The organism is Phyllobacterium sp. P5_D12 (assembly GCF_054049495.1).
The window spans coordinates 1-12975 of the sequence record NZ_JBFUMG010000083.1 but is presented as its reverse complement, the minus strand read 5'-3'; the positions used below and the strand labels follow the sequence as shown (position 1 = coordinate 12975).

General features: G+C 56.1%; 11 protein-coding genes. 3 read left to right on the top strand and 8 right to left on the bottom strand.

What is annotated here, in order from left to right:
- Window positions 1–134: 134 nt before the first annotated feature.
- On the bottom strand, window positions 135–1631 hold the full coding sequence (gene katA / locus ACXJ5O_RS08325) for a catalase KatA (protein WP_224512366.1): 1497 nt from the start codon (window positions 1629–1631) through the stop codon (window positions 135–137).
- Window positions 1632–1772: 141 nt separating this feature from the next.
- On the opposite strand from katA, the gene ACXJ5O_RS08320 reads away from it, so the two are divergent.
- Window positions 1773–2702 (top strand): hydrogen peroxide-inducible genes activator, encoded by a 930-nt coding sequence (locus ACXJ5O_RS08320; protein WP_457299474.1) that lies wholly within the window; start codon window positions 1773–1775, stop codon window positions 2700–2702.
- A gap of 81 nt (window positions 2703–2783) precedes the next feature.
- Here the strand turns inward: ACXJ5O_RS08320 and ACXJ5O_RS08315 are convergent, their stop codons facing one another.
- Window positions 2784–3209, bottom strand: coding sequence for an MAPEG family protein (locus ACXJ5O_RS08315; RefSeq protein WP_457299473.1), 426 nt, complete (start codon window positions 3207–3209; stop codon window positions 2784–2786).
- Between the two features lie 19 nt (window positions 3210–3228).
- The gene (locus ACXJ5O_RS08310; protein ID WP_457299472.1) at window positions 3229–4155 is read right to left on the bottom strand and encodes a LysR substrate-binding domain-containing protein; all 927 of its coding nucleotides are present in this window, start codon (window positions 4153–4155) and stop codon (window positions 3229–3231) included.
- Between the two features lie 105 nt (window positions 4156–4260).
- Here ACXJ5O_RS08310 and ACXJ5O_RS08305 point away from each other — a divergent pair, with 105 nt between their 5' ends.
- Complete coding sequence (locus tag ACXJ5O_RS08305; RefSeq protein ID WP_457299471.1) at window positions 4261–5331, top strand: SDR family oxidoreductase; 1071 nt, start codon at window positions 4261–4263, stop codon at window positions 5329–5331.
- Here ACXJ5O_RS08305 and ACXJ5O_RS08300 read toward each other — a convergent pair.
- The 3 genes from ACXJ5O_RS08300 to ACXJ5O_RS08290 all read right to left on the bottom strand — a co-directional run bounded on the left by ACXJ5O_RS08300 (window position 5321) and on the right by ACXJ5O_RS08290 (window position 8651).
- Window positions 5321–5860, bottom strand: coding sequence for a DinB family protein (locus ACXJ5O_RS08300; protein ID WP_457299470.1), 540 nt, complete (start codon window positions 5858–5860; stop codon window positions 5321–5323). The genes ACXJ5O_RS08305 and ACXJ5O_RS08300 overlap by 11 nt on opposite strands.
- Window positions 5861–5936: 76 nt before the next feature.
- The gene (guaB, locus tag ACXJ5O_RS08295; RefSeq protein ID WP_457299469.1) at window positions 5937–7442 is read right to left on the bottom strand and encodes an IMP dehydrogenase; all 1506 of its coding nucleotides are present in this window, start codon (window positions 7440–7442) and stop codon (window positions 5937–5939) included.
- A 225-nt stretch (window positions 7443–7667) separates the two neighbouring features.
- Window positions 7668–8651: an MBL fold metallo-hydrolase gene (locus ACXJ5O_RS08290; RefSeq protein WP_457299468.1), complete on the bottom strand. Its 984-nt coding sequence runs from the start codon at window positions 8649–8651 to the stop codon at window positions 7668–7670.
- A 222-nt stretch (window positions 8652–8873) separates the two neighbouring features.
- Here ACXJ5O_RS08290 and ACXJ5O_RS08285 point away from each other — a divergent pair, with 222 nt between their 5' ends.
- Window positions 8874–10277 (top strand): MFS transporter, encoded by a 1404-nt coding sequence (locus tag ACXJ5O_RS08285; protein ID WP_457299467.1) that lies wholly within the window; start codon window positions 8874–8876, stop codon window positions 10275–10277.
- Window positions 10278–10291: 14 nt separating this feature from the next.
- On the opposite strand, the gene ACXJ5O_RS08280 is transcribed toward ACXJ5O_RS08285, so the two are convergent.
- Together ACXJ5O_RS08280 and ACXJ5O_RS08275 are read right to left on the bottom strand one after the other, a co-directional pair.
- Window positions 10292–10804 carry a hypothetical protein gene (locus tag ACXJ5O_RS08280; protein ID WP_457299466.1) on the bottom strand — a complete coding sequence of 171 codons (513 nt, stop codon included), beginning with the start codon at window positions 10802–10804 and terminating at the stop codon, window positions 10292–10294.
- Window positions 10805–10948: 144 nt separating this feature from the next.
- The gene (locus ACXJ5O_RS08275) at window positions 10949–12832 is read right to left on the bottom strand and encodes a S10 family serine carboxypeptidase-like protein (RefSeq protein ID WP_457299465.1); all 1884 of its coding nucleotides are present in this window, start codon (window positions 12830–12832) and stop codon (window positions 10949–10951) included.
- Between the last annotated feature and the right edge of the window lie 143 nt (window positions 12833–12975).

Sequence of the window (12975 nt, the reverse complement as noted above, 5' to 3'; positions counted from 1 at the left end):
TCTTACCCTCCCCCTTGTGGGGAGGGAGGCTGCGTTAGCAGCAGGGAGGGGTTATTGGTAAAAAAAGAAAGACCCCTCCCCGTCGCTTTGCTCCGCCCCTGCCCACAAGGGGGAGGGTAAGGAACGTCGAGTATTTACTCGGCAGCGACGCCTTTTTCTTCCTGCGAAATGGTGCTGGCCTCATAGCCGTGCGCTTCCTTCAAGGCCGCGCGCACGCCGGCCTCGTATTCCGGATGGACACGCTGGAAATGCACAAGCTGGCGCTCGATGATTGCCCCTGGCACGCCATCCATCGCCGCAGCGATGTTGGAGAACAGGCGCGAGCGCTGACCGGCGTCGAACAGGTTGAACAAGGCCGTCACCTGGCCGTAGTCGTCATTGCCGATACGGTGGTTGTAGCGGTCCGCATCACCCGAAAGCTTCAGCGGCGGCTCTTTTGCCGAAGGCTGTTCGACAGCGCCGGAGAAGCTGTTCGGCTCGTAATAGGCGTCGACATTGCCGGACTTCTGGCCGAAGAAATTCATCTGGCCATCCTTGTGGTAGTTGTGGACCGGGCATTTCGGCTGATTGACGGGGAGCGCTTCATAATGTGTGCCGAGGCGGTAGCGATGCGCATCCGCATAGGAGAAAACGCGGGCCTGCAGCATCTTGTCCGGCGAATGGCCGATGCCGGGGACGACATTGGACGGCGAAAACGCGGCCTGCTCGATCTCGGCGAAGTAGTTATCGGCGTTGCGGTTGAGTTCCATGACACCGATTTCGAGCGGCGGGAATTCACCGTGCGGCCAGACCTTGGTCAGGTCGAATGGATTGTATGAGGTCTGTTCTGCCTGCGTCTCGGTCATGATCTGGACCTGGACAGTCCATTTCGGGAACTCGCCGCGCTCGATGCCGCCAAACAGCTCTTCCTGATAGGTTTCGCGCGACTTGCCGATGAGCGTCTCAGCCTCGGCATTGGTGTAGAACTTGTGACCCTGCTGCGTCTTGAAGTGGAACTTCACCCAGAAGCGCTCGCCGGCATCGTTCCAGAACGAATACGTATGCGAGCCGTAGCCGTTCATGTACATCGGCGCGACGGGCAGGCCGCGGTCCGACATGAGGATCGTGACCTGATGCAGGCTTTCCGGCGACAGCGACCAGAAATCCCACATGGCTGTGGTGGAGCGCATATTGGTGCGTGGATGGCGCTTCTGCGTGTGGATGAAATCGGGGAACTTCAACGGATCGCGGACGAAGAAGACCGGCGTGTTGTTGCCGACGAGATCCCAGTTGCCTTCGCTGGTGTAGAATTTCAGCGCAAAGCCGCGCACGTCACGCTCGGCATCGGCTGCGCCAAGTTCACCGGCAACCGTGGAAAAACGCAGAAGCAGCGGCGTCTCGGTACCGGGCTGCAGAGCCTTGGCCTTGGTGTATTTGGAAATGTCGCCTGTGATTTTCAGTGTGCCGAACGCACCCCAGCCCTTGGCGTGGACAACACGCTCAGGGATACGCTCGCGATTCTGATGCGCGAGCTTTTCCAGGAGCTGATAATCGTCGAGCAGAACAGGACCGCGCTCGCCGGCGGTTCTGGAATTCTGGTTGTCGGATACCGGTGCACCGGCGGTTGTCGTCAATGTTGGACGGTCAGCCATTGGCTTCTCCTCGAATCTCGCGTTTTGACAATAGGAACAGCAGGCGCGCTAGCGCAGCCGCGTTCTCGAGTACACCATAGAACCTTTCTAATCATAGTTTCCAATTGATTTTAGAATGATTATTGATAGGATTTATTTATCATGTTTTCAGTTCGCCAAATGCGCTATTTCGATATTCTCGCCAACACGCTGCATTTCCGCAAAGCTGCGGAGATGGCACGCATATCCCAGCCTGCCCTCTCGGCGCAGATCGCGGAGATGGAGCTGCTTCTGGGAGCCACACTGTTCGAACGGACGCGGAGGTCGGTCGTGCTTACTGAGATGGGCAGGCGCCTCCTGCCGCGCATACGCGGCATTCTCGACGAAATTCGCTCGCTTGAGGAACTTGCGGGACAGAGGCGTGGCACCTTGAGAGGACGGCTGCGGCTGGGCATTATTCCGACGATTGCGCCTTATCTGCTGCCGCTGCTGATCCCGGATCTCCGCGAGGCCTATCCCGAACTTGCGATCGAGCTGCGTGAAGCCGTTACCTCGAAGCTGGTCGAGGATCTGCGCCTTGGCGATCTGGACGCCATCATCGCTGCCCTACCGATAGAAGGCGAAGGGACGGTCGCCAAACCGCTGTTTCGCGATCGCTTTCTGATCGCAACATCGAACAATGATATCGACGTTCTCACCTCGCCCATGACGCAGGAAGATGTGGCGCTTGAGCGGCTGCTTCTGCTGGAGGAGGGTCATTGCCTGCGCGATCAGGCGCTTGCCGTGTGCAGCAATGTCAAGCAACGCCAATTGGTCAATTATGGCGCGACCAGCATGGCGACGCTGCTGCAGATGGTCAGTCATGGCATGGGACTGACGCTGATCCCCGAGATTGCCGTGCGCACCGAAGCCGGCCGCAATAACGTCCGCATCGTTGCTTTTGCCGATCCGGAACCATCTCGCCAAATCGGCTTGATCTGGCGCAAGCAGAGCGAGCGGCGCGAGGACTTCGAAGCCCTGGCGATTACAATCGTCGATTGCAGCCGCCGGTTGATGATTTCGGCGGATGAACTGGACGATCTTGCAGCCTAGAGCAATTCCAGAATTGCTCCAGCACTCTATCTTTACGCAATTCCGGACGGAAAACCGGTTCCCACTTTTCCTGGAATTGCTCTAGACGACGGGTGGGACGGCGAGGTGCAACGCCAGCATGACCCACAACGCCCCATTTAGGATAAAGCCGAGGACGAAGATCGGCTGGCGAAAGGCAAGCCGGTTGGACGTTATGTGCACATAGGTGTGGACCACACGCATTGCCACGAAACACCAGGCGATGACTACGGCAAGCAACGTAGCGCCATTGACCGCATAGAGCGCCAGGCAGACGACATAGAACAGCATCGGCAATTCGTAGAGATTGATCAAGTTGCGAACCGTCGCAACGCTGGCCTCCGGCTCTTTGAGCGGCAGCTTGAAATCCCTTGCACTTGCCTGGCCACTGAGAACGGCTTGCCGACGGCGAAGCATAAGGAGGGCATAGACACAATAGATCAGGAAAGTCAGCGCGATCATTGGCCAGAAAATTGCGGTTTGTGACATGGTCCCTCCTGTTATTCGTTTATACGTTCTTTTCAGGGATGCGATTTATGCGCAAGCCCGGTATTGCCTGCAGACTGGTTGCCAGATGGTCAATGAAGGCGCGAACCTTGCGCGGCAGGAAGCGAGCAGTCGCATAGACCACGTGCACATCCATCGGCGCATAGGCATAATCGCAAAGAATCCGAACGAGCTTGCCCGAATCAAGCAGTGGCTGGATCAGCGGGACTTGCGCCCCGCCGATGCCGAGACCAGCGCACAGTGCTTCATTCAGGACAAAGGCATTGTTGGCGAGGAACGTAGAGCGGATTGGCGCTACGAGAGCCCCATCAGGGCCGATCAGGGGAATCGATTCGCCCTGTGGTGACCATGAGAACCGGATGTAGCGATGCTGGATAAGGTCGTCCGGTGTCCTGGGTTTGCCATGGGCAGCGATATAATCCGTCGAAGCCACGAGAATACGCTCGAATGTGGCAAGTTTTCTGGCAATCAGATCGGAGGATTTCATCTCGCCGAAGCGGATCGCAACGTCAACGCCTTCCKCGATCAAATCGGCAAAGCGGTCATCGAGGACAAGTTCGACTGTGAGGTCCGGATGCAGGCGCTGAAACTCGATGGTTATGGGCGAAAGATGCATCTGGCCAAAACCGACAGGACCATGAATACGAAGGTTTCCGCGCAGCGTCGTGGATAATTCACCAGCGCTTTCTTCCGCCTCGTCCACCGCCTGCAGGATTTGCCGTGCATGCTGGTAATAGGTTTCGCCACCTTCTGTAAGCGCCAGCTGGCGCGTAGACCGGTGAAACAGACGCACGTCCAGATGCCGCTCCAAAGCTGCGACCTGCTGGCTGACTGCCGGCTGGGTCAGACCAAGTTCCCGCGCCGCTGCGGATAGAGTGCCAAGCTCCGCAACACGGACAAACGTCTTCATCGCAGCGAATCTATCCATTATTTCCTCAAAGAATTTCTTATGAACGTTATCATTTTTCTGCCACTACGCAAAGTTGTGCGAATGGATCATATCTGTTTCAGAATCTGAAATGGAGATTTTGAAATGACCAAAAAAGCAGTTGTTGTTGGTGCCAATGGAATCATCGCTGGCAATCTGATTTCGCATCTTGTCGAACTGGGCGACTGGGAAATTATTGGCCTGTCACGCCGCGGCGGAGTGGCGAGCGGAAAACTCAGACATATCGCTGTCGATCTTCTCGACGCAACAGACGCCAGTGACAAGCTCGCCTATCTCACCGACGTGACGCATATATTCTATGCGGCCTATCAAGACCGGCCGAGTTGGGCCGAGCTTGTCGAACCAAATCTGGCGATGCTGATGAATGCGGTCAACGCAATCGAGCCGATCGCGCCCGATCTCGAACGCATCAGCCTGATGCAGGGCTATAAGGTCTACGGCGCACATCTTGGGCCATTCAAGACGCCGGCGCGCGAGACCGATGCCAATCACATGCCGCCGGAATTCAACATCGATCAGCAGGATTTCCTGGAGGCATCGCAGAAGGGCAAGAGCTGGACCTGGTCAGCGTTGAGGCCGTCGGTCGTCGTGGGCTTTGCGCTTGGCAATCCCATGAACCTTGCATCGGTGATCGCCGTCTATGCCTCGATGTCGAAAGAACTCGGCATTCCGCTGCGCTTTCCCGGCAAACCCGGCGCCTATGACAGTCTGCTGGAAATGACGGATGCCGGACTTTTGGCGCGGGCCACTGTTTTCATCGCAACGAACCCGCATTGCGGCAATCAGGCGTTCAACATCAACAATGGGGATCTCTTCCGCTGGAGCGAGATGTGGCCGAAGATCGCGCGGTTTTTCGATCTGGAGGTTGCGCCGCCAATTCCCATGTCATTGAACGTCGTCATGGCGGACAAGGAACCGCTGTGGAAACGCATGATCGAAAAGCACAGTCTGGCCAAGACACCCTACAAAGATGTGTCGTCCTGGGGCTTCGGCGATGCGGTCTTCGACTGGAACTATGATTTCTTTGCCGACGGCTCCAGGCTGCGGCGAGCCGGATTTCATGAATATGTCGATACGGAGGAGATGTTCATGCGTGTGTTCCGCGACCTTCGGGAACGCAGAATAATTCCTAGATTTGGGTGCCCTACTCCGTAAAGGGCTCGCCCTGGCGTCGTGGTCTGTCGTAGTTCAGAAAGAACTCATCGAGCTGCGGCGGCAGAACATTGGTGCCTGCCAGCATGGCATGCGCCTGTCCGCGGTGATGGATCTGGTGCACAAAAAGGTGCGATAGCAAGAGGTAGATCGGCTCTTGCGAAGTGTCCCCAGTCCCCCATGTGATCGATACGATCTTGTCGAGGTCTTCGGGCTCGATATCGTCACAGAAGCCGATGAGGCTGCTATCGAACTCCGTCTGCGCCTGCTTCAGGTCGGACGCTTTGGGATAGGGTATATCGCCGACGAGGCCGATATTCCTGCGTCCTTTGCCGATCATATCGGCCATGTAAATGTGATCGACGATAAGATTATGGTTCAGCGTCAACTGGATGGACGGGAAGAAGCTGGTACGCTTTTGAGCAAACTCGGCGTCGGTGAGTTGCTCACACGCGCTGAGCAGCCGGAAATTCGACCAGGCGCTGTTGCGCGCCATCGCCGAGAAGTGATCGCGAAGGGCGGTGTCAGACATAGCCCTTCACTTTTGGGTCAGAGCATTTAACGCAATTCCGGACGGAAAACCGGTTCCCACTTTTCCTGGAATTGCTTTAGTTGCCGCCCGGATAGTTCGGGCTTTCGCGGGTGATCGTGACATCATGGGTGTGGCTTTCGCGCAGACCAGCATTGGTGATGCGGACGAATGTAGCCTTTTCGCGGAATTCTTCCAAATTTTTTGCACCGACATAGCCCATGGATGCTCTGAGACCGCCAGCAAGCTGATGCAATACGCCCGAAACCGGACCCTTGTAGGCGACCTGGCCTTCGATGCCTTCCGGCACGAGCTTCAGTTCGTCGCGTACTTCGGCCTGGAAGTAGCGATCAGCCGATCCTCGCGCCATGGCGCCCACAGAGCCCATGCCGCGATAGGCTTTGAACGAGCGGCCCTGATAAAGATAGACCTCACCCGGGCTTTCCTCCGTGCCGGCAAGTGCCGAACCTGCCATGGCCGCGGACGCACCCGCGGCAAGAGCCTTGGCGAAATCACCGGAATATTTGATGCCGCCGTCGGCGATGACCGGCACATTCGATTTATGTGCTGCCTCGACCGCCGACATGATTGCAGAAAGCTGCGGTACGCCGACACCCGCGACGATCCGCGTGGTGCAGATCGAGCCTGGTCCAATACCGACCTTGACGGCATCGGCGCCCGCATCGATCAGCGCCTGTGTTCCCGCGGCAGTGGCGACATTTCCGGCGATGATACGCACGGCATTCGACAACTTCTTGGCGCGGGTAACAGCATCGAGCACGCGCTGCGAATGGCCATGGGCAGTGTCAATGACAAGAACGTCGACGCCGGCAGCAATAAGCCGCTCGGCCCGCTCGAAACCATCTTCACCGACGCTGGATGCGGCGGCGACACGAAGCCGGCCTTGCGCATCCTTGGCGGCGTTCGGGTTAAGCCGCGACTTTTCCATGTCCTTGACTGTGATCAGGCCAACGCAATAACCCTTGTCGTCTACAACCAGCAGTTTTTCGATGCGATGTTGATGCAAGAGGCGCTTGGCTTCTTCGTGCTGGACGTTGTTCTCACGCACGGTGATCAGGTTTTCGCGCGTCATCAGCTCGTAGATTTTCTGGGCAGGGTCGGAGGCAAAGCGCACGTCGCGGTTGGTGAGGATGCCGACGAGACGACCCGGCTTGCGGCTGCCCTCACCGGAGTTCTCGACCACAGGAATGCCGGAGATGCCATGGGCGCGCATCAGCGCCTGCGCATCGGCAAGTGTCGCGTCGGGGCCAATGGTGACCGGATTGACGACCATGCCGGATTCGAACTTCTTGACCTGGCGGACTTCTTCGGCCTGCAGTTCCGGCGTGAGATTGCGGTGAATGACGCCCATGCCGCCAGCCTGCGCCATGGCTATAGCGAGGCGCGATTCGGTGACTGTATCCATCGCCGCTGATAGCAACGGCAGGTTGAGTTCGATATCAGGTGCGATGCGGGTGCGAATGTCGGTCTGGCCGGGCATAACCTCGGAGTGACCTGGCTGGAGCAGAACATCATCAAATGTCAGTGCCAGCGCGCCTGTCGCGGATTCAACGATTTTTGCCATGACCAATTTCCTTGCAATACGGGTAATACGACTAAAGGGCGCACCACGGTGGTGGGGCGCCGATCAAGTTCTGTTCAAGTGAATTGGCACGGGCTGGTAACATGGATATGTCGGTTTGAAAAGATCAAAACGCAATTACTGGCATTCCAACGGTCACCAGGCCCACAATATTGTAGCAATATCCGGCGCAAGCGCGCCGGAACTGCACTTAGGGGGCCAATTCATTCAAACGTCGAATTGGTAGGTTGCCGGCACGAATCGATAGCCCGTTTCCTGCTTTTCGACAAAACCCACACCAGGGAATGGCATGTGGTAGCCAATGAACGGTACCTTGTCTGCCGCTATCATGTCGAACACCTTCTTGCGTGTTGCGGCGCCCATGGCCTTGTCGGTGTCGAAGGCAACTTCCCAATCGGGCCGCTGCAACGAGGCGACGTAGTGATTGGCCGTGTCAGCGGTCAGGACAAGATGCTTGCCGGCCGATTCGACGTGGAAAATCATGTGGCCAGGCGTATGGCCATAGGCCGCTTCGCTGGTGATGCCGGGGACTACCGCATCGCCCGCCTTGATGAAGGTGAACTTTTCGGCAAGCGGCTTGACCTTGGCATTGACACCTTTGGCATTGGTTTCGGCCGGAGTACCCGCACGTGCAGCGTCGGTCCAGAAGTCATACTCAATCTGCCCGCCTACATAGCGCGCATTGGGAAATCCCGGCGTCTCGCCATTCATCAGGCCACCGATGTGGTCGCCGTGCATATGGGTGATGACAACAAGCGTCACCTGATCAGCCGTATAGCCCGCATCTTTCATATTTGCCTCCAGCTGACCGAGACCATTCTCGCGGCCACCTGCACCAAAGCCTGTGTCGACAAGGACCAGTTCAGATCCGGTGTTGATGAGAACCGGCGTGAAGCCGTTGACGAATTTCGTTTCAGGCAGGAAATTGGCGCGCATTAACTCGGCGACAGCCTCCTGGCTCTGATTGGCGCCGAAGGTTGGAAATGGACCATCGCCGGGGCGAAGCCCGTCAAGCAAGGTGGTAATCTCGAAATCGCCCAGCTTGAAACGTTTGAAGCCAGGCGACTTGACGTCCGATTGTGGAACAGCCGCCTCCGCGATGTCAGAAATCATCTGTGACATTGCCAATCCGCCGGCCATGGCGCTTGACGCGAGAAAAAGGTTGCGGCGGGAAATCTCGAATGCAGACATAGGATTATCTCCTTCAGGCAACAATATGCAACGCGGCAACGTCGGCGCTGCCGCTCCGTTCCTGCTGAATAGACCAAAAATCGCGGCGTCTGGATCACTTCTGATTGATCGCCGCTTGAGCCCCGGCATCACGAGTGCTATCGGAACTCGCAAGGCCTCCCCGAGTCTCATAAAACGAGATTCACCGCCTGCTTTCTCACCACCTGAGAACTGGAATTCAACTTGAACCGCATCGTTCCGCTCGTCCTGGCCGTCGCCCTTTTCATGGAGAACATGGACTCCACCGTCATCGCGACTTCGCTGCCAGCGATCGCTGCTGATATCGGCACCAGTCCGATCGCTTTAAAACTGGCCCTGACCGCATACCTCGTCTCTCTCGCGGTCTTCATTCCAGTCAGTGGCTGGATGGCCGACAGGTTCGGTGCCAAGAACGTTTTCCGCGCTGCGATCATCGTATTCGTCGTCGGATCCATCGCCTGCGCCGCCTCGGGCTCGCTCCTCGAATTCGTTCTATCGCGCTTCCTGCAAGGTGTAGGCGGCGCGATGATGACGCCTGTCGGCCGTCTCGTGCTGGTGCGTTCGACGCCGCGCAATGAACTTGTCAGCGCCATGGCATGGCTGACAATGCCGGCGCTCATCGGCCCGCTGATCGGGCCACCGGTTGGCGGTTTCCTGACGACCTATTTCAGCTGGCACTGGATTTTCCTGATCAACGTTCCGATCGGCATCCTCGGAATCATCATCGCCACACGCTATTTGCCTTCCATCGAAACCCTGGTGCAACGGCCCCTGGACATTCCCGGTTTCTTTTTAAGCGGCATCGCCGCCTCGGGCATCGTCTTCGGTCTCTCCGTCGTCAGTCTCCCAGCGCTTCCGACATGGGTGGGTATAGCGACGCTTCTGACGGGCATCGTTTCCGCTGTTCTTTATCTTGTCCATGCGCGCCGAACTGCTGAGCCGTTGCTTTCTCTCAATCTTCTGGACAATCCGATATTCAGAGCAGCAATCGTCGGCGGCAGTCTGTTCCGCATCGGCGTTGGGGCAATCCCGTTCCTGCTGCCGTTGATGCTTCAGATCGGCTTTGGCCTGACGCCATTTCAATCCGGAATGATCACCTTCGTATCGGCACTCGGCGCCATGAGCATGAAGCTTGTTACAAAATGGTTTTACCGGAAAACCGGCTTCCGCAATTCGCTGATGTACGGATCGTTCGTCGCTGCAATATTCGTCGCGGTCAACGGGTTCTTCACGCCGGAAACGCCCTATTGGTTGATGATCCTGCTGCTCCTCGTGGGTGGATTTTTCCGTTCGCTGTTCTTTACGGGTACAAACGCTCTCGCCTATGCGGATATTCCCAACGAGCAGACGAGCCAGGCAACGCCGATCAGTTCAGTCGCCCAGCAGATTTCGATCGCGCTTGGTGTGGCGGTCGCCGGCGGCATTCTCGAGATTACGACCAAGATACACGGCGGCCCGCTGCAGCTCTCGGATTTCCACATCGCCTTCTTTGTCGTGGCGGCAATTTCGGGTTTGGCATGCCTGTCATTCAGGGGTCTGCAGCCTGACGCGGGTTCAGAGGTTTCAGGTCACCGGCCGCTGATCAAGGCAGCAGCACCGGCGGAATAAAATCTCGGTGTCCGCTATTCCACCACCTGCACTGCAGCCTTGCGTTTAATCTTCAAGGGGGAGTGCGCGTCGAAATCCGTTTCAATTTCGCCGAAATTGACATAGCCGTCGTGGTTGCGATCGATTTCAGCAAAGCGATCATAAACAGCCCCCCAACCCGCAGCTCTCGCTGCTTCCGCCGTGAGGAGATGGTTGGAACCCGCAGAAGCGGCATCGAATTTTGCGCGGAGCTGCACGATCGTTGCAAGGCGGATGTTTTCCGGCGTGCGTTTTGGCTCCGCTGGCCCCGGCAGATTGGCTGGCGGGAGGCCGATCATTTCGCCAGCCTTAAGAACCAGCGCAGACCCTTGCAACTGCCTGGTACGGGGCAAAACGGTCATGCCTGCGTCGGCTGCGGGTGCGCCCAGCAATGTCATGGCAAACAAAAACGGTAAAATCAACTTCATAAAAATCTCCTCTTGGAAAAGTACAGTCCATTTAATTGACCACCCGGCAGCAAAGAGCTTCCAAATAATGCGGCGCAGCATAAAAATCGTCCAAAGTCTTTTTCATTGGTGCGCGTGAGGCTTCTGTCAAGTAGGTCATATGCCCGCCATCGAACCATTTGACCGTATAGAATATTTTCTCGATACCACTTGCCTCAAGGTCGAGTTCTGTTTGGAAAAAAGGCGTTACAACATCGTGTAGCCCCCGATGATCAAAAGTTTTTGCATATGTGTCATTGTTATGATCAGATCAGTAATGCTGCTCTTCCAATATTTTATCGATGAATCTCTTGAGTACTTCCAGTTCCAAAAAGGGTCGTAAGGGATAACTTCATAAGTCGATTCATTCATGTAGTTCACATAATCGCGTAGATAAGGCTTGATTGCATTGGTAAAGCCAAGGTGCTCATATTCTCTCGGATCATATGATGCGTTCATGCGCAGATCGTAGGGGTTGAATTGGCGCCCGGGCATGAGTTTGGCCAAAACAGTTTGTGGACCCATATCCGGATTTGTAGCCCATGGATTTTCGGCCAGATAACAACCGCCAGAGAATATCCCTGTGCCCGCCTGGGCAATTGGTGGATTTGCCGCCGAATCACAACCGCCAACACCAGTAAATCTGTAAAGCTCATCAAGGTAGGTCACGCCATCGGGTGTTGCGATATATTCGGACCATGTTTTCTTGTCCGCAAACAGCGGATAGTTTTTCGTGTAGCGATCTTTGCCGAAGCGACGGGCGGAGTCGACAAAATCATCTGCGGTTGATGTGCCGCGTGCCTTCGCCACCCCATAGAAATCGGCGGTCATGGCAAGTGTGGGGAACGTGCCGGGGCTGTCCTTGGCAATGGAATAATCGAGGATGGGAGAATTCAGGATCATCCCGGTGAGTGCAATGGGCGTGCCGCCGCTTGGATCATAATTTGTCGAACCTGCTTCCGTGATAATTCGCGCCATGATGGGCACGCGGATGCCGCCATAGGATTCGCCATAGAGATATTTCGGTGACGCCTGCCGGTTGTTGACATTGACATAGCGCCGGACAAAATCGACATTGACCTTGGCATCGGCATCCATATCCCAAAATTGCGTGTTCTCGTGCGGCTCAATCGCTTCGGAAAAACCCGTCCCGACCGGATCGACGAAAACGAGATCGCTTCGATCCAGCAATGTCTCCTCATCGCCCACCATTGGAAAATGGTCCGGCGGTTCCTTCGCATATTCCGCGGGAATATTGGGGGCGCCGGTGACAAGACGTTGCGGCCCCCATGAGCTGAGATGCAACCAGATAGACGATGAACCAGGCCCGCCATTGAAAAAGAAGGTTACAGGCCGCTTTTTCGCGGGCAAATCATCTCTCGTATAGGCCGTATAGAAGATCGAAGCCTGGGCATCTTTCCTCCCAGGATTCTTGGGATCCTTGGGCGCAAAGGCGATCAGATGACCGGACTTTGCCGTAAACCAGACGGTTTTGCCGCCAATCGTCATTTTATGCCGCTTGACGGATGGCCCCTCATCGACGGCGGAAAACGGGAGGGCGCTGTCGGAGTATCCTTTATATTGGTTTGGGTCGCTTACAAATCGCTCTTCAGCAGCGACCATATCGTAATAGGTGGCATCGAGAATCTCTTGGGCCTCGACCTGTTTGCCCTCACTTTTCAGCTTGTCGGCTTGCTCGTTCGCCGCTTTCCACTTTGCGGCATCCGTGAGCCTTTTCGCTTCAAGCTTGGCAGTTGCATCGCGTTGATCGAGGACGGAGCTCAGCGCGGATGCAATCTGCTCAGCCAATTGGTTGTTGGAAAGGCCTTTGCCAGCGTCAGGGCCCAGCTTCTGCAGGACCGCCGCAAGCAAATCCGAGACTTTCTCATCCGGAACCTTTGTGTCGCCACGCGCCAGCAAAGCGTTTTGCACAGCCAGCGCAATCTGTTTGCCAAGTGMGTCACTGTCGATGGTTGTGGCGGGCTGTGCGGCAAAAGTAGACGTGGTATCGACGGGCGGGGCCGAAGATTCCGAGCCATCACAGGCACTGAGGACAAGGATTGCAATGAATAGCAGATATCGAAAATTCATGATGTGCAATTTCCCATGGAAAAAGCACTTGCTTAGCGAAGCCTCCGCCGGTCGACAATTCGCCTAAAGTTTAATCGACAAATAGAAATGCCAAAATTTTGTCACGTCAGCAAAAAATCAAGGAGCATCAGGCAGTCCCTTGA

What these genes read in the sequence shown, in the direction of transcription:
- ACXJ5O_RS08305 (WP_457299471.1), top strand. Translation starts at nt 4,261, where the DNA reads ATGACCAAAAAAGCAGTTGTTGTTGGTGCCAATGGAATCATCGCTGGC.
- guaB (WP_457299469.1), bottom strand. Translation starts at nt 7,442, where the DNA reads ATGGCAAAAATCGTTGAATCCGCGACAGGCGCGCTGGCACTGACATTT.
- ACXJ5O_RS08315 (WP_457299473.1), bottom strand. Translation starts at nt 3,209, where the DNA reads ATGTCACAAACCGCAATTTTCTGGCCAATGATCGCGCTGACTTTCCTG.
- ACXJ5O_RS08320 (WP_457299474.1), top strand. Translation starts at nt 1,773, where the DNA reads ATGTTTTCAGTTCGCCAAATGCGCTATTTCGATATTCTCGCCAACACG.
- ACXJ5O_RS08290 (WP_457299468.1), bottom strand. Translation starts at nt 8,651, where the DNA reads ATGTCTGCATTCGAGATTTCCCGCCGCAACCTTTTTCTCGCGTCAAGC.
- katA (WP_224512366.1), bottom strand. Translation starts at nt 1,631, where the DNA reads ATGGCTGACCGTCCAACATTGACGACAACCGCCGGTGCACCGGTATCC.
- ACXJ5O_RS08300 (WP_457299470.1), bottom strand. Translation starts at nt 5,860, where the DNA reads ATGTCTGACACCGCCCTTCGCGATCACTTCTCGGCGATGGCGCGCAAC.
- ACXJ5O_RS08280 (WP_457299466.1), bottom strand. Translation starts at nt 10,804, where the DNA reads ATGCTGCGCCGCATTATTTGGAAGCTCTTTGCTGCCGGGTGGTCAATT.